We start from the raw sequence: 16,250 nt of genomic DNA on the forward strand, positions 1-16,250 counted from the left end.
GAGATCAACCCTTCACTGCGCCGGCGGCGATGCCGCGGACGAAAAGCCGCCCCGACACGAAGTAGACGATGAGCGGCACGAGTCCCGTGAGGATCGTTGCCGCCATGTTGACGTTGTATTCCTTCACGCCCTGGACGGAATTGACGATGTTGTTGAGCTGCACGGTCATCGGATAGGTATCCGGCCGGGTGAAGACCACGCCGAACAGGAAGTCGTTCCAGATGCCGGTCACCTGCAGGATCATCGCGACGACGAAGATCGGCAGCGACATCGGCAGCATGATCTTCAGGAAGATCTGCCAGAAGCCCGCCCCGTCGACACGCGCCGCCTTGAAGAGTTCCTCCGGCAGCGACACGAAGTAATTGCGGAAGAGCAGCGTCAGAATCGGCATGCCGAAGATCGAATGCACGATGACGAGCCCGGTGAGCGATCCGTAGATGCCGATTTCGCGCAGGATGATGACGATCGGATAGATCATTACCTGATAGGGAATGAAGGCGCCGATGATGAGGACCGAGAAGAAGAATTCCGATCCCTTGAAGCGCCAGTTCGCCAGCGCATAACCATTGACCGAGGCGATCGCGATCGAAACGATGACCGAGGGAACGGTGATGCGTACCGAGTTCCAGAAACCGCGCGAAAGACCGTCGCAGTTGAGGCCGGTGCAGGCCGTCGCCCAGGCCTTGACCCAGGGTTCGAAGGTGATTTCCATCGGCGGCGCGAAAATGTTGCCGAGCCGGATCTCCGGCATCCCCTTGAGCGAGGTCACGACCATCACGTAGAGCGGGATCATGTAATAGACGGCGGCCACAAAAAGCGAGCCGTAGACGATGATGTTGCGGGCCGAAACCACCGGCCGCGGCTTTGGCCCGGCCGGACCGGAAACCGACTTCTTCTCGAAGGGAGTGTCGCCGCCGTTGACGGCCTTGAGAGCGATATTGTCAGCCACGTTTGCGCCCTCCGCCAAATTCCAGATATGCCCAGGGAATGACGATGATCGCTACTGTCAGCAGCATCATGGTCGAAGCTGCGAAGCCCTGACCGAGATTCTGTGCCTGGAACATGTAGTCGTAGACGTATTTCGCCGGCACTTCCGACGAGATGCCCGGACCGCCGCTGGTCTGGGCGACGACGAGGTCGTAGACCTTGACGATGCCGCTGGCGATGATGACGAGCGTGGTGATGAAGACCGGCCGCATCATCGGAATGATGACGAAGAGATAGGTCCGCCACATGGGAATGCCATCGACGCGGGAAGCCTTCCAGATATCTTCGTCGATGCCGCGAAGCCCTGCGAGCATCAGGCACATCACGAGGCCGGTGCCCTGCCAGAGGGCGGCGATCAGCACCCCGTAGATGACGATTTCCGACGTATAGAGCGGGTCGAAACTGAAGCTCGTCCACCCCAGTGACCGCACGACCGCCTGTACGCCGAATTCCGGGTTCAGGATCCACTGCCACACGAGACCGGTGACGATGAAGGACAGCGCAAAGGGATAGAGGAAGATCGTGCGGAACGTGTTCTCGAAACGGATCTTCTGATCCATGAGAGCCGCCAGCATGAAACCGATGACCAGACTGAAGATCAGCGACAGAATGCCGTAGATCGCCAGGTTCTCGATGGACACGACCCAGCGCGGAGCGGCCCAGAGACGCTGATATTGCTCGATGCCCACGAAGTTCAATCGCGGCAGAAGCTTGGAATTGGTGAAGGAATAAACCACCGTCCAGATCGTGCCACCGAGAAAGATGACCATGGAGGTGAGGATCATGGGAATGGAGGCAATCTTGGAATTCAGATTGCGAAATAGTTTAAACGGTCGGCCGGCTTTCGCTTGACCTGTCATTGAGTTTCCTCCTGAAGCACAGTCGCTTCGGTGATCGGGGCTCCATCCGAAGACGGCCACCCTTCCCGCCCCTGTCGCAACCGCCATGCGGTCTTGGCGCGATCGCAGCCGGGTGTGGCGTGCCGTCGCCGGAAGGATCAGAGATCCGGGCGGCGCGATCCGGCCCTGCAACATGCAGGACCGGACCTGATGGGCTTGAGGACCGAGGATCAGTCGGCGGCGGCGATGATGTCGGCGAAGCGCTTCTGCGCTGCGTCGGGCGTCATCGTGTTATTGGCGAAGAACTCGGCGAAGAGGTCTTCGATCTGCTTTGTCGTATCGGGCGAAACGAGCTGATCAGAGCTGGTAACGATATTGCCCTTGGAGAGGATATCGAGACCCTTCTTCATGCAGTCGTTTGCGGCCGAGATATCGACGTCGCCGCGAACCGGCAGCGAGCCCTTCTTCAGATTGAAGGCAACCTGGGTCTTGGGGTCGAGAAGTGTGGCGGCAAGCACGTCCTGAGCCTTCGCCTTCTCGGCATCCTTCTGGAGCGGGAAGTAGAAGGCGTCACCGCTGGTCGAGATGATCTCGTTCACGCCGAGGCCCGGAAGGCAGGTATAGTCCTTGCCGGCAACCTGTTTGGCGACCTGGAATTCGCCCTGCGCCCAGTCACCCATGATCTGGCCGCCGGCCTTGCCGGTGATGACGAGGTTGGTGGCCTGGTTCCAGTCCTGCACGTTGCTGCCCTTGGACATGCGGCGTGCATCGTCGGCAGCCTTGAAGACCTTGGCAATCTCGGGGCCGGCTGCCACCTTGGCATCCTTGTCCTTGAAGACCTTCAGGTAGTTGTCCTTGCCGCCGATGGCGATCATCAAAACGTTGAAGGCGCCGCTTGCCTGCCAGCCCTGACCGCCGACTGCAAGAGGAACGATCCCGGCCTTCTCAAGAGCCGGAGCGGCAGCGACGAATTCATCCCAGTTCTTCGGAACCGCAACGCCGGCCTTCTGGAAGGCGGCATTCGACAGCCACAGCCACTGCCAGGAGTGGATGTTGACGGGCGCGCAATAGATCTTGCCGTCGATCGTGCAGGAATCGAGCAGGGTCGACGGACGGATGATTTCCTTCCACTTGCCTGCGGTCGCCACATCGGTCAGATCCTTCATGAGGCCGGCCTGGACGAGTTCCTCGGCCTGACGGCCGTGGTTGAACTGGGTCGCACCCATCGGGTCACCGCCGGTGATGCGGCTGATCATGATCGGACGCGCGGTGCTGCCGGAACCGGCGATTGCGCCGTCTACCCAGTGGTTGCCGGTGGCATCGAATGCCTTTGCCAGCTCAGCCACAGCGGCAGCTTCACCGCCCGAGGTCCACCAATGGGTGACTTCGAGATCGGTTGCCTTGGCGGCACCAAACGGAATGGCTACGGAAGCGGCAAGCACAGCCGCCATCATACGGATTTTCATGAGTTCTCCTCCCTCACTGAAACGTTGCCGGAAAAACTTAGAGCAATCGATTTATCCGCGCAACCGCCCGCTCGCAAAATTTTCTGTGAAAGGCAGAATTACAGCCTATGAGGGCAATCACCAGTTCCGCCTTTGCTCAATAAGAAAAGCGTAAGCAAGCGATTTCGCAATTGCGGCATTATGCTAAAATAATGATTTTGCTATTTAATTTTTGATTAATCTGACAATTCCGGCCTTTCAGCATTTCGCGGGTGCAAAAAATCGCGCGCCGGACATGCGATTCAACCAGAGAGCACCACTATGCAACGTTGATCAGAAAAAAGGCTCGACATTTCTACTGTATCGTTACAGATTGTCTCGCTCAGGGAGGAGAGCTTTTTCAGCGCCGGCGTACTTACAGCGCAGCAAAAAGTCTCTATAAGGCGAAGCAAATCGCGTGAGGCGGGCCTAAAGGGATGGAAAACAACGGAAATTTCGGCGGAGCGGCATCCGGTTCCGTTCCGCGCGAGCGCCCGACATTGAAGACGATCGCCTTCATGACGGGCCTTGGCGTTACGACCGTATCGCGGGCACTGAAAGATGCACCGGATATTGGCGCTGAAACCAAGGAACGGGTGCGTATGGTCGCCCGCCAGCTCGGCTATCAGCCGAACCGGGCCGGTGTGCGCCTGAGAACAGGCAAGACCAACGTAATTGCCCTCGTCCTCAGCATCGATGAGGAGATCATGGGCTTTTCCAGCCAGATGGTCTTCGGCATTTCCGAAGTGCTGACCGGCACGCCCTACCACATCGTCGTCACCCCGCATTCGCACAGCAAGGACCCCATGCTGCCGGTGCGCTATATCCTCGACACAGGCTCCGCAGACGGTGTCATTATCTCGCGCGTCGAGCCTGACGATCCGCGCGTGCGCCTGCTCGCCGAAAGCGGCATGCCCTTTACCGCCCACGGCCGCACCGATGCCGGCCTCGTGCACCCCTACCACGATTTCGACAACGAGGCTTACGCCCATCAGGCCGTGCAGAAGCTCGTCAACCGCGGCCGCAAGCGCATTGCCCTGCTGCAGCCGCCGAGCAAGCTCACCTATTACACCCATACCCGCATCGGCTTTCAGACCGGCCTGCACGATTATGGCGCCGAGGAAGTGCCGCTACGCGCCAATATCGACGCCCCGCTCGCCGAAATCCGCGACGCCGTGGAGCAGCTGATGCGCTCCCCCGGCGCCCCTGATGGCATCGTCTCGTCAGCCGGCAGCGCCACCATCGCCGTCAACGCCGGCATCGAAGCCGCCGGCAAACGCCTCGGCCACGACGTCGACCTCGTCTCCAAGCAATCCGCCCCGATCCTCAACTGGATTCGCCCGGAGATCATCACCGCCTACGAAGACGTCCGCCACGCCGGCCGCGAGATGGCCAAGCAGGTGATCGCGCGGATCGATGGCGTGGATGCGGAACTGTTGCAGAGTATCAGCAAGCCGGAATGGCCGGACGGGCGGTAGGGAAAGCCACAAAACGTCCGAGGATCTGCCGTACGCGCCCCTCACGGTCAGGCTGAGGCTCCGGTGGCATCGGCGAATGGAACGAAGTCGAAGCTCGGCTCGTCGGTGGTAATGACATCCAGGCATGCGTTGCCGGTAACAAATCGGTAGTGCACGGCGTCAGGCCGGAGATCTCGGTAGAATTCGGACTGCGAGTTCCAGAAGTGACTGTTTTCAACGCGGTAGGCGAAGTGATAGCGCACGAGACCGGTTATTTCGCTGTTTTCTTCTGTTGAGAGGAAGACTTCATCCAGCACCCGGACGATATCCACGTGAGAAAAGTGGATCTTCAAGAGCGTCTCGTCCAGCCCTGGCAGTGAGAAATGGGCCGTCAGAGGACAACCGTCGTCTTCACGTCCATCCACATAGCTGTGCCGGAGGTCGTAAAGCGTCATCCCCGTGCATGGATATTTGGGGTCGATCTCTATTGGAAAGTACCGTGTAACCATTCTGCTTCCACCCTCCCGGCCAAGCGCTACTCGCTGACCGGCCTCGTGATCTTCGACTCACGACAAGCCGACGTAAACGAACTGTTTGCTTAACCGGCAACAATAGCAGCAGGAACCCTGCCCGACCCTTGCAGCAATGCCCCTCTTGATACAACGTACGCTTGCGGAATATTCCGATTTCGGCGCTCCAATAAGTTCGTCGGGCACATATTCCCTTGAGCTGGACGACATGGCGACGATCAACGCAGGACGAAATCCATTGATGCTTTTCCTGCTGGCCGTCGCCGGTGTGAGCATCCTGATGACCGGCATATGGGTGGGAGAGCGGTTCATGCCTTCCGCTGCCTTGTCGAAGCTGGAAGTATCGGACTGGTCCTTGCGCGGTGTTGCCGACAGCAGTCAGGATGCGCAGGCCAGCGCCGCACGTCCGGATGGTCGACGGGACAAGCTACCCTTCATCCGCGCCAAACTTGTGCAGGATGCCATCAAGCAGGGTGATTTTGTCACCGCAACCAGGATTTCAAGCGACACGCTTGCGGCAAGCCGCGCCAAGATATGGACGTTCTATCCTTTCGACGACTTCGTCAAAGCCGTTTCCGACCTAAGTGACCCATTCTTCGAACGCGACCTTTCGGCCTGGGTGGATCACGCTCCACTGGCTCCGCTTCCACGCCTTGTGCGCGCACAATACTACTACGATCTCGCATGGTATAAGCGCGGCCACAGGTTCAGCACGGAAACCGACAAGCAGTCACAGGCCGCCTTTGCCAGCATCCTGCAAAAGGGCGCCGCCGATGTCAGCCGGGTTCTGAAGCTCGACCCGACCTCGGCCTACGGCCTGTATTTGCAGGTGAACATGCTGCGCGGTTATGGCGTGACATCGCAGTTGAGCGACGCGCTCGACCAGGCGATAGCGGTCTATCCGCACTACATGCCGCTATATCAGATCGTCTTGTCGACCCTGCAGCCCAAATGGGGTGGCGACATCGACATGATGTACGCCTTCGTCGATCGCTATGGTGCAAACGCACCGGAAGGTTCGCCGCTGAAATTGCTGCCCCTGCAGCTGTACCGATATCTGTTCGAAACGGCAGGAACGACTTGTTACGGCAAACGGGGAGACGCCTATGCTTCCTGCTTTCAGGATTTCATGAAGCAAACCCTTCGGCCGGGCTTGGAGGCCTACGCGGCAAAGGCTCTGCAGCAGTTCGGCCAGATGAACCAGTATGAAACCAACGCGGCTGTCGGTGACATCCTGTCCGATATGATCTCACAATCGGGCGGAGAGCCCTACTCCGGTCGCTTGCTGCAGATTGCGGCCGATAGCTATGGCGCTGATCCGCGCCTCGTGCAGTCGGGCGACGGAAATCACAATTTTCTCATCGACAAGCTTGTCGCGAGATCCTGGTACTACAAAGGCTTCTACGACAATGCCGTCACCAAATACAAGGAAGCCCTGTCGCATATAGGGGCCGCTTCATTCCCGACACCGGAAGAGAAGGACATGGCCGTCGCCGATATCTATGAAACGCTCGCCGGGATGTATTCGAAATACCACCAGCCGTCCGAGATGGTCGATGCGGCAAAGGCGGCGCTGGCACTCGACGGCAAGGCCTATAACCGGATCTACCTCTGCTTCGGCAACTATCAGCTCAAGCAATATGATGCCGCGCTCGACGAGTGCTCGCAGATTACCGCTGATCCCGAAAGTGGTATCGAGGCGCGCTACTGGCGCGGGCTCGTGTATCAGGCGATGAAGAACGACCAGAAGGCCATAGACGACCTGACCGAAGTTGCGAACTCGCAAGACGACAGGCGCGCGCAGGCAGCGATCGAGCTTTCAATGATCTACTTCAACCGAAAGGACAACAAAGGCGCACTCGACCTTCTCAACAGGTATCCCTACCTCTACGATACCGCCGTCACTGCCAAGGACACTGTCGCAGTAAGCTATAACAATCGCTGCTATGCCTATATGGAACTCGGCGAACTGCAGAAGGCGCTGGATGACTGCAATGCCTCGCTTGCAAACGGCAGCATCCCCGACGCTTTCAAGAAAAAGGAAGAGCTCGTCGCACGCCTTTCCCAATGAGGCTCATTGGACGGTCTGTGCGCTCAGCCCCTCGATATCGGCACGTGAATTTTTGCCATCTGCTCCCCGCGTCGACGGCTCGCAAACGGCGATCGGGGGCGTGTCAAAGCACCGGAAAGGCAAGGTCATATGCCGGGGGCACGGAGCCCAAACGGCTGGTGAACTATGCTCTCGGCACGACGAGGCTGTAGATGGCCCGCCTGTTTACTGCTTGGGCTTTTCGGATTCCCAATTGAGAAAGAAGCCGACATCGCCCGGCATGCCGCTCGGAAAATTGACGACGACAGCCTTCAGCTTATAGCCCTGCGGCCGCCCGTATTTCTCGTAGCGCTCGTAGAATTCCTTGGCTTTTCCCTGCAGCGTTTCCGGCCAGTTATCGGCGCCGTTATTGATGGCGCGGCCGCTGTCGGTGCAGTAGTCGGACGAGAACTGATAGACCAGCGCTTCCGTCTTTCCGTCCCTCAGGGCATTATCGACCAGTCGCCGCACGATCTGGATTTCGTTTTCGGTGACATGCTTGAACATAAAATCATTGACGAGGTCGAAATGACTTTTCTCCTTCGCCTCCGTCGCTCGCGTCGCCTTCTGCTTCATCGCCTCCTGAAGATCGCGCAGATCCTGCGCGCTCGGCGGCATCTCGTTTGGGTCAGAGCCTTTCCTGTCCGACATTCCGTGTCTCCCTCTCGGTTCAAAGGAACAACGCAACGCCACGCAGTTCGTCCTTCATGGAACTAGTCAAACGTCGGGAACAACAGCCGATTCTTGAGCAGTTCCCCGCCTTACCCGATAAGGACTATGTGCAAGCGTCTGATGGTGAGACCAGCGCCTTATGACATTGCTGCTAAAGCCTGTACGCACTGCTAATAGTTCTAACACCTAATATTAGTGCCAATTCGAATCGGCAGCAATTAGGGCGATTGCGTACACACTTGCAGCGCGAGGTCACGGATAACACAGTGGTACCTCTCAGCCGACCAACCGTCACTCCGCCTGATTGAAAACCGCCTCCACACGATACCCGTCGGGATCGATCACGAAGGCCGCAAAGTAATTCGGCCCATAATGCTGCCGAAGCCCCGGCCCGCCATTATCCACGCCGCCATTGGCAAGGGCCGCCGCATAAAAGGCGATGACCGACTGCCGGTCGGGTGCCGCAAAGGCGAGATGGAAACCGGCACCCGGCGCGCCCAGCCCCGCTTCCACCGATTTGAGCGCCAGCTTGTCGCCACCACCGGGCACGCCATAACCGACAGCCTGCCCGACCTCGCCGGGACGCAAGTCCTCCCAGACCCTGACATAGCCGAGCGCGCCGAGCGCAGCATCGTAAAACCGCGCAGCTCTCTCGATATTGCCAACCCCGAAGGATGCATGGTGAAGCATGTCGAAAACCTCCTCTCCGCCATCGGCCTTATAACAAAAGGCCCGGCACGATGGCCGGGCTCTTCATCTCTATCCTGACAAACCTCAGAAGGTCGATGCACCGCTGCCCCAGGGGCCATGGTGGAAGTCCTTGCCGTCGAGGCGGTCGAAGCCGTGGGCGCCGAAGAAGTCGCGCTGCGCCTGGATCAGGTTCGCGGTGCCGCGGCCCTGGCGGTAGGCGTCGAAATAGCTGAGCGCCGAGGCAAGCGCCGGAACCGGCAGGCCGGCGGCAAGTGCTGCGGTCACGACGCGGCGCAGCGCCGGGATCGATTCCTTCACCATGCCCGAGAAGGCCGGAGTGACGATGAGGTTTGCAGCGTCAGGCGCATCGGTAAACGCCTTGGTGATCTCGTCGAGGAACTGCGAGCGGATGATGCAGCCGGCGCGCCAGATACGGGCGATCGTCGGCATCGGCAGCGACCAGTTGAACTCCTTGGAGGCTTCCGCCATGACGGCAAAGCCCTGCGCATAGGCGCCGATCTTGCCGGCAAACAGCGCCAGTTCCAGATCCTTGTTGAACTCGGGGCCATAGGCGATCGGGAAGGCAGCACCGAGATCACCAAAGATCTTTTCGGCGGCGACGCGCTGTTCCTTCATCGACGACAGGCTGCGGGCAGCGACGGCGGCTTCGATGCCGGTTGCCGGGATACCCATGTTCTGGGCTTCGATTGCCGACCACTTGCCGGTGCCCTTCTGGCCGGCCTTGTCGAGGATCATGTCGACCATCGGCGTCTTGGAGATCGGATCCTGGGCGGCCAGAACCTTCTCGGAAATCTCGATCAAGTAGGAATTCAGGCGACCCTTGTTCCACGCGCCGAAGATGCCGGAGATCTCCGCAGCACTCTTGCCGAGGCCATCGCGCAGGATGCCGTAGATTTCGGCGATCATCTGCATGTCGGCATATTCGATGCCGTTATGGATCGTCTTGACGAAATGGCCGGCGCCATCATTGCCGAGCCAGGCGACGCAAGGGTCGCCATCATACTTGGCGGCAATCGAGGTCAGAACCTTCTCGACGCGCTTCCACGAATCTTCCGTGCCGCCGACCATGATCGACGGGCCGTGGCGGGCACCTTCCTCACCGCCCGAAACGCCCATGCCGATGAAGGTCAGGCCAGTATCCTTGAGGCGATCGAAGCGGGCGACCGTGTCGCGGAAGTTGGCGTTGCCGGCATCGATCATGATGTCGTTCTTCTGCAGATGCGGGCGCAGGGCCTCCATCTGCTGATCCACGGCATCGCCTGCCTTGATCATGATGATGATCGGACGCGGCGGGCGGATCGCCTCGACGAACTCCTCGATCGTCTTGCAGGGAATGATCTGCTTCTTGAGATCGCCGGCGCTCTCGTAGAATTCATCCGTTTTTTCAGGCGTGCGGTTGAAAACCGCGATCTTGTTGCCCTTTTCCGCAATGTTGAGAGCCAGGTTGGAACCCATGACGGCGAGGCCGATCAGTCCGATTTCTGCCTTTTCCACGACAAACCTCCGATGAGTGAAATGGTGCGATGTTGTGGCACTCTCTCGGCCAAACGGCAAGGTCGAAGACCGCGATTCGGGTCGAAAAAAGGCTGTCGGAACAGGCTTTTCGAATGGCCAGGGGAGCACCATATGCATGTGTTTGGGATGCCGGAATGACTGCTGCTGCAGCAAGGCAAAGCGATATCAGGCCGCTGCTCGCAAAGAGAGCCGGGCGCTACCGTGAATACGCGCCCTCGCTGGTACTCGCCCCGCATTTCCACTGCCTCTGGTCGCATGAGATTCGAACCGCGAGCCCGGTCGCCATCGTACCTGATGGCTATTGCGACCTGCTTTTCGCAGATGGCCGCCTCTTCGTTGTCGGGCCGGACCGCACTGCCGCCTTCCCTCCGATGACGCCTGGCATGCGCATTATCGGCGCGCGTTTCGCACCGGGCGCCGGCGCCGCCTGGCTGAAGCTGCCTCTGTCAGAGATCACCGGCCTCTCCATTCCCCTGAGCGATATCGCGCCTGAGAAGGCCGCCGCCCTCGAACCGCGCCTGTCCGACTGTCCGGATGAGCCTGCCGCCCTTTCGCTCTTCGCCACCCTGTTGAGTGAACTGGCAAGGGAAGAAGCGGAGCCGGACCCCGAGGCTCGCATGATCTTTGCCGCTGCTGACGATGGATCAGGCCGTATCGGCGACCTGCGGCAGAGGCTCGATATCGGCGAACGGCAATTGCGCCGCCGCGCCCACCACCATTTCGGCTACGGCATCAAGACGCTCGAACGCATCCGCCGGCTGCAGCGTTTCATGGCCTTGTGCCGCGCAAGTGAGACCCTGTCCCTTGCCGCTCTCGCCCTCGAAGCCGGTTTTTCCGACCAGGCGCATATGACGCGCGAGATCGGCGACCTGACGACACTGACGCCATCCGCCATGCTCGCTCAATTGACGACCCGCTGACCGTTTTGTTCAAGACGGCCCGTGCCGGCCTGCTAGTCTGACGCAAAGCAAAGGACAGACCGATGAACACAATGCCCGCCCGCATCGTCCACATCACGATCAAAAGAGACTGGCGCGATGTCTATGATTTCGCCGGCCGGCCGGAGAACATGCCGCTCTGGGCCTCGGGCCTTGCGAGCGGCCTGAAACCCGATGGCGAGGACTGGATCGCCCACGGCCCGCTCGGCAGCGTCCGGGTAAGCTTCGTGCCGCCGAACGAATTCGGCGTCATCGACCATACCGTCACTATCGAATCCGGCCTGCGCGTCTATAACGCGCTGCGCATCGTGCCGAATGGTGATGGCTGCGAGGTGATGTTCACGCTGCTGCGCCTGCCGGGCATGACCGACGAACAGTTCGCCGCCGATGCCGCCCATATCCAGAAGGATCTGGCGGCTCTGAAATCGATGATGGAGAAATAAGATGGCCAGCAACGACGCTCAAAATGACCGCCGCATCGACTATGTCGAGTTTAACGTCGCCGATATCGGTGCGGCAAAAACCTTCTACGACGCGGCCTTCGGCTGGCGCTTCACCGATTACGGGGAGAACTACTGCGAGTTCGACGATGGAAGGCTGAAAGGCGGCTTCACCAATCTCAGCCCGGTGCGCGCCGCAGGCGGCCCGCTCGTCATCCTCTATGCCGAAAAGCTTGAAGACGTGCTCTCAAGCGTCGAAAAGGCCGGCGGCACCATAGCTAAACCGATCACGGCCTTTCCCGGCGGCCGGCGCTTCCATTTTGTCGACAAGGACGGCTACGAACTCGCCGTCTGGAGCAAAGACTGAAATCAGGCGTCCGCCGTTGCCGTGGTGCCGAGATTCTGGATGGTGATGAGCGCCCCGATCACCTTCTTCGCTGCGTCATGGAGCGGCACCATGCGGCAGCGATTGTGCCGCTCATCCCGCGCGTAGGTGTAATCCGCCGACATGCCGTCGAAGCAGGCGTCGAGCTTTTCCTTCACCTCGCTGGCAAAGCGCTCTTCGCCGATGAACTCAACGATATGGCGGCCGATGAGCTGCATGGCATTCTTGCCGAGGTGGGCGCAATTGACGGGATTGGAATAGAGATAGCGGTAATCCTTCGTCAGCACCGCCACGCGGTCCGGCAGCGTCTGCAGGATGGCCGCATTGAGGAACTGACCGTTATCGGTATCCGGAATATAGGCTGGCGGTTGCCTGAGCTTCACGTCCACCGGCAGCGGCACGCGCCAGTCCGGCGCATGGGCGCCGAAATAGCGGTCGAGCAGATAGGAGAGCACGGCGGAATATTGCGTCACGAAAGCCGCGTCATCGGCATCCTGCGCGATGAGGTAGCTTACAAACTGAAGTTGCATATAGACTTCGATGAGGCTGGAGGCCCTGCATGAGAGGATCGCCTCGACCAGCGGCTGGATATCGCGGTCGAGCGCCTCCACGCGCCCATCATCCCCTAGCCTTATCGCTTCCTCTATCTGCGCGCAGCGCAAGGAAAAGGCCCTGAACAGCTCAAGCAAGATACCCCCAATATCCATTTCCTGAGAAACGTTCCGAAACCGGTCGAGGCCTATGCTTAATAAAAGACTACGCCCTGCGGTAGGTGCTTTGCGCGCCCTAGTAGAGACGCGTAACATGAACCGTGCTCATTTTCAACCGAACCGAACCTGTCGCTTTTCACCGATTATAAATCAGGAGCAAAATCTTACAGGCAGAATCTTACAGACTGACGGAACGCTTGATATCCCAGCGGTCGTGATACCAGAGCCACTGAGCCGGATATTCGCGCACCCAGCTCTCCACCTTGTCGTTCATCATCTGTGCCGTGGCGGGAAGATCCAGATTGCCCTTCTCGTCGCGCGGCATCTCCATCTTCGGCTCGATCTCCAGGCGGTAGCGATTGCCGGGCAGGCGGATGCAGCGGGCCGGATAGACCTCGCAATTGAACTGGCGCACCAGCTTCGGCAGCAGCGGATTGGTCTTGGTTTCCAGGCCGAAGAATGTCGTCTTCAACCCGCGGCTGAATTTCTGGTCGACGAGGACGCCAACGCCCTGCCCTGCTTCCAGCTGACGAGCGAGCGCAAAGGAAGAGCCAGCATGCGAAGGCACCAGCTTGCCCATGCGGCCGCTGCGGAAATCGAAGACCTTCTGCGCCACATAGGGATTGTTCGGCGGGCGGAAGAGCACGGTCACGCTGAGACCGAAGGCATTGCCCGCGACCGGCAGCAGCTCGAAATTGCCGGTATGGCCGGTAAAGACGATGAAGGGGCGCGGATTGTCGCGCAGCTCCAGGAAGATCGGAATGCCCGAGACTTCCACCCTGCCCGGCTCGGCACTGTCGGGATCGAAATCGAAGAGCTGGTCGAGAAAGACATATTCGGCCGCAAGCCGGCCCATATTGCCCCAGCTTTCGAGCGCGATTTCCTCAAGCTCCGCATCGCTCTTTTCCGGAAAGGCCCGGCGCAGATTATAGAGCATCAGCTTGTGGCGCTTCAGCCGCCGGCCGACCTGGCGCGTCATCCAGTCGGCAAAGCGCATGGCGCCATCGGCCGGAAAAAGCTTCAGGAAGTTCAGGAAGCCGAACATCAGCTGCGCCACCAGCCATTGCTGGAAACGCCTCAGCGCCAGAACGATCCTGGTGACGAAGAGCTTCACTCGGTCAGTCCATCTTCAGGATGATCTTGCCGAAGATCTGACGGGTTTCCATGCGCTCCAGGGCGCGGTCGATATCGTCGAAGCTGACTTCCGTATCGATGACGGGATGAACGAGGCCGCGGCCCATCTTCTGCATGGCATCAGCCATGTTCTCCATGCGGCAGCCGAAGGAGCCGAGCAGCTTCAGCTGCTGCTGGAAGAGCATCATCAGGTTCATCTCGGTCGAAACGCCCGAGGTCGAGCCGCAGGTGACGAGACGCCCGCCGCGCTTCATGCAAAGCATCGAGCCAGCCCAGGTATCCTTGCCCACATGTTCGAAGACGACATCGACGCCCTTCTTCTTGGTGAGCTTGCGCACCACCCCTTCGAAGCGGTCGGTGCGGTAGTTGATGACGTGATCGGCGCCGAGCGCCCTGGCCTTCTCGATCTTGTCGTCGGAGCCGACGGTCGTGATGACTGTGCAGCCGATCTTCTTGGCAAGCTGGATCGCAGCCGTGCCGATGCCGGAGCCGCCGGCATGGACAAGGATCGTTTCGCCGGGCTCGAGCTTGGCATTGTCGAACAGCATGTGCTCGACCGTGCCGAAAGTGACAGGCGCAAGCGCCGCACCAATCGCATCGACACCGGGAGGGGCCGGAACCAGGAGACGCGCCGGCAGGTTCACCTTCTCCTGCGCGAAGCCATCGAGATGGAAGCCATGCACGCCGGAAACGTGTTCGCAGAGATTGTCGCGGCCTTCGCGGCAAGGACGGCAGAGGCCGCAGGTGCGCGCACCATAGATTGCCACGAGCTGGCCGGGCAGGACATTCGCCACGCCGGGGCCGATGGCCTCAACCACACCGGAAGCTTCCGCACCGATGACGAGCGGCATCTTGCGCTTGGCGAAAGCCATGCCGCGCCAGCCCCAGACATCGATATGGTTGAGCGCAACCGCCTTGACGCGCAATGTCACTTCGCCGGCGCCAGGAGCGTCCGGTTCCGGCAGGTCGGTGATCTCAAGCTTGCGGTCATCGATCAATTGCAAAGCGCGCATGGCAAAACCTCTCGCCTCGAAGGCGTTTTTTCTTCTCTAGATTTGTCGGGAACCGCTTAAGCCGGTTCGAGCGCCATGACAAGGCTGGCATTCTGTCCGCCGAAACCGAAAGAGTTGGAAAGCACGGCCGAAACCTGGGCTTCCCGCTTCTTGTTCGGCACGACATCGAGAACGATCGACGGATCCGGGTTGTTGTAGTTGATCGTCGGCGGCAGCGTGCCAGTCAGCATCGTCTGCAGCGAGAAGACCGCCTCGACCGCACCGGCAGCCGTCAGCGTATGGCCGATCATCGACTTGTTGGACGACACCGGAATGCCGACCAGCTTCTCGCCGAAGACCGCGGACATGGAACCATATTCCATCTTGTCGTTTTCAGGCGTCGAGGTGCCATGGGCGTTGATATAGCCGATATCGTCCTCGCTCATGCCGGCATCGGCAAGGGCTGCGCGGATCGTCGCGATCGCCGGGGCGCCATCGGGCGAAGAGCGCGTGCGGTGGAAGCTGTCGGCCTTGTCGCCCGCACCCTTCATGATGCCGAGCACCTTGGCGCCGCGGGCAATTGCCGATTCCAGGGATTCCAGCACCAGCGTCGCCGCGCCTTCGGCGATGACGAAACCGTCGCGATCCTTGCTGAACGGCTTGGAAGCCTTGGTCGGCGGATCGTTCTGGGTGGAGAGAGCAGACAGCAGCGAGAAGCGGATCAGCGCTTCCGCACTCAGCGAACCGTCGGTCGCAACCGTCAGCGCCCGCTCGGTGCGACCCTGGCGGATCGCCTCGATGCCGAGCTGGATGGCGGTAACACCCGATGCACAGGCCGTCGACAGCGTGACCGGCAGGCCGCGCGTGCCGAACCGGTCGGACAATCGCTCGGAAATCGCGCCGAAGAGCGCCGCCTCATGGAAGGCCGGATCGGGACGCTGGCGCATGGCAGCGAGGAACCGCTCATAGGCATCGCCCGGATGGTCGGCGGCCGGCGAACGGTCGGCAAGCTCGAAACGGGCGCTCCATTCCGGCTCGATCGGCGGTGCTGCCAGGAACAGCGGACCATTGAAATCGCCGGAAATACCGGCATCGGCAAGCGCTTCGATGGTCGTCTCGCGCGCAAAGGCATAGGAACGCTCGACGGCGTTCGGCACCGGGATGTCGATGAAATCGACCGTGCCGGCAATGCGCGTCGAAAGGCCGTCCGTCGGGAAGCGGGTAATGTCGTGAATGCCCGATGTACCTGACGAAAGAGCTGCCCAGTTATCCCTGAGGCCCTGGCCGAGCGAGGTGATGATACCCATGCCGGTGACCGCAACGATCGGACGGCCGAGATGATCCCTGTAAGCGGACGCTGTCATTTC

General features: G+C 60.0%; 16 protein-coding genes. 5 read left to right on the forward strand and 11 right to left on the reverse strand.

Annotated elements, in window-relative coordinates; genetic code table 11:
• Positions 1-4: 4 nt before the first annotated feature.
• From AC1DTN_RS10630 to AC1DTN_RS10640, 3 genes are all read right to left on the reverse strand, one after another.
• Positions 5-937 (reverse strand): carbohydrate ABC transporter permease, encoded by a 933-nt coding sequence (locus tag AC1DTN_RS10630; RefSeq protein ID WP_439017251.1) that lies wholly within the window; start codon positions 935-937, stop codon positions 5-7.
• Between the two features lie 4 nt (positions 938-941).
• The gene (locus AC1DTN_RS10635) at positions 942-1,847 is read right to left on the reverse strand and encodes a carbohydrate ABC transporter permease (RefSeq protein WP_113320652.1); all 906 of its coding nucleotides are present in this window, start codon (positions 1,845-1,847) and stop codon (positions 942-944) included.
• Between the two features lie 209 nt (positions 1,848-2,056).
• Complete coding sequence (locus tag AC1DTN_RS10640; RefSeq protein ID WP_037099253.1) at positions 2,057-3,292, reverse strand: ABC transporter substrate-binding protein; 1,236 nt, start codon at positions 3,290-3,292, stop codon at positions 2,057-2,059.
• 455 nt (positions 3,293-3,747) lie between these two features.
• Here AC1DTN_RS10640 and AC1DTN_RS10645 point away from each other — a divergent pair, with 455 nt between their 5' ends.
• A complete protein-coding gene (locus AC1DTN_RS10645; protein WP_439015799.1) occupies positions 3,748-4,788 on the forward strand; it encodes a LacI family transcriptional regulator in 1,041 nt (346 codons plus the stop codon).
• A 47-nt stretch (positions 4,789-4,835) separates the two neighbouring features.
• Here the strand turns inward: AC1DTN_RS10645 and AC1DTN_RS10650 are convergent, their stop codons facing one another.
• Positions 4,836-5,222: a hypothetical protein gene (locus tag AC1DTN_RS10650; protein WP_477920819.1), complete on the reverse strand. Its 387-nt coding sequence runs from the start codon at positions 5,220-5,222 to the stop codon at positions 4,836-4,838.
• A gap of 283 nt (positions 5,223-5,505) precedes the next feature.
• Between AC1DTN_RS10650 and AC1DTN_RS10655 the strand changes: the two genes are divergently transcribed.
• Positions 5,506-7,368: a tetratricopeptide repeat protein gene (locus AC1DTN_RS10655; protein WP_477920821.1), complete on the forward strand. Its 1,863-nt coding sequence runs from the start codon at positions 5,506-5,508 to the stop codon at positions 7,366-7,368.
• Between the two features lie 204 nt (positions 7,369-7,572).
• Here the strand turns inward: AC1DTN_RS10655 and AC1DTN_RS10660 are convergent, their stop codons facing one another.
• The 3 genes from AC1DTN_RS10660 to gndA all read right to left on the reverse strand — a co-directional run bounded on the left by AC1DTN_RS10660 (position 7,573) and on the right by gndA (position 10,263).
• Positions 7,573-8,037, reverse strand: a complete 465-nt coding sequence (locus AC1DTN_RS10660; RefSeq protein ID WP_310387379.1) for a histidine kinase — start codon at positions 8,035-8,037, stop codon at positions 7,573-7,575.
• 312 nt (positions 8,038-8,349) lie between these two features.
• Positions 8,350-8,748, reverse strand: coding sequence for a VOC family protein (locus AC1DTN_RS10665; RefSeq protein ID WP_477920823.1), 399 nt, complete (start codon positions 8,746-8,748; stop codon positions 8,350-8,352).
• Between the two features lie 84 nt (positions 8,749-8,832).
• Positions 8,833-10,263: an NADP-dependent phosphogluconate dehydrogenase gene (gndA, locus tag AC1DTN_RS10670; protein ID WP_439015804.1), complete on the reverse strand. Its 1,431-nt coding sequence runs from the start codon at positions 10,261-10,263 to the stop codon at positions 8,833-8,835.
• Between the two features lie 155 nt (positions 10,264-10,418).
• On the opposite strand from gndA, the gene AC1DTN_RS10675 reads away from it, so the two are divergent.
• The 3 genes from AC1DTN_RS10675 to AC1DTN_RS10685 all read left to right on the forward strand — a co-directional run bounded on the left by AC1DTN_RS10675 (position 10,419) and on the right by AC1DTN_RS10685 (position 12,029).
• Complete coding sequence (locus tag AC1DTN_RS10675; RefSeq protein WP_477920825.1) at positions 10,419-11,204, forward strand: DUF6597 domain-containing transcriptional factor; 786 nt, start codon at positions 10,419-10,421, stop codon at positions 11,202-11,204.
• Between the two features lie 62 nt (positions 11,205-11,266).
• Positions 11,267-11,665, forward strand: coding sequence for an SRPBCC family protein (locus AC1DTN_RS10680; RefSeq protein ID WP_477920827.1), 399 nt, complete (start codon positions 11,267-11,269; stop codon positions 11,663-11,665).
• Between the two features lies 1 nt (position 11,666).
• Positions 11,667-12,029 (forward strand): VOC family protein, encoded by a 363-nt coding sequence (locus tag AC1DTN_RS10685; protein ID WP_477920829.1) that lies wholly within the window; start codon positions 11,667-11,669, stop codon positions 12,027-12,029.
• Between the two features lie 2 nt (positions 12,030-12,031).
• Here the strand turns inward: AC1DTN_RS10685 and AC1DTN_RS10690 are convergent, their stop codons facing one another.
• From AC1DTN_RS10690 to AC1DTN_RS10705, 4 genes are all read right to left on the reverse strand, one after another.
• On the reverse strand, positions 12,032-12,736 hold the full coding sequence (locus AC1DTN_RS10690) for a PAS domain-containing protein (RefSeq protein ID WP_439015807.1): 705 nt from the start codon (positions 12,734-12,736) through the stop codon (positions 12,032-12,034).
• Between the two features lie 199 nt (positions 12,737-12,935).
• Positions 12,936-13,871, reverse strand: coding sequence for a lipid A biosynthesis lauroyl acyltransferase (locus AC1DTN_RS10695; RefSeq protein ID WP_477920831.1), 936 nt, complete (start codon positions 13,869-13,871; stop codon positions 12,936-12,938).
• A gap of 4 nt (positions 13,872-13,875) precedes the next feature.
• Positions 13,876-14,904, reverse strand: a complete 1,029-nt coding sequence (locus tag AC1DTN_RS10700; protein WP_477920833.1) for a zinc-binding dehydrogenase — start codon at positions 14,902-14,904, stop codon at positions 13,876-13,878.
• Between the two features lie 56 nt (positions 14,905-14,960).
• Positions 14,961-16,247 carry a beta-ketoacyl-ACP synthase gene (locus tag AC1DTN_RS10705; protein WP_477920835.1) on the reverse strand — a complete coding sequence of 429 codons (1,287 nt, stop codon included), beginning with the start codon at positions 16,245-16,247 and terminating at the stop codon, positions 14,961-14,963.
• Positions 16,248-16,250 lie beyond the last annotated feature (3 nt).

The organism is Rhizobium sp. 01T444, from assembly GCF_056398305.1.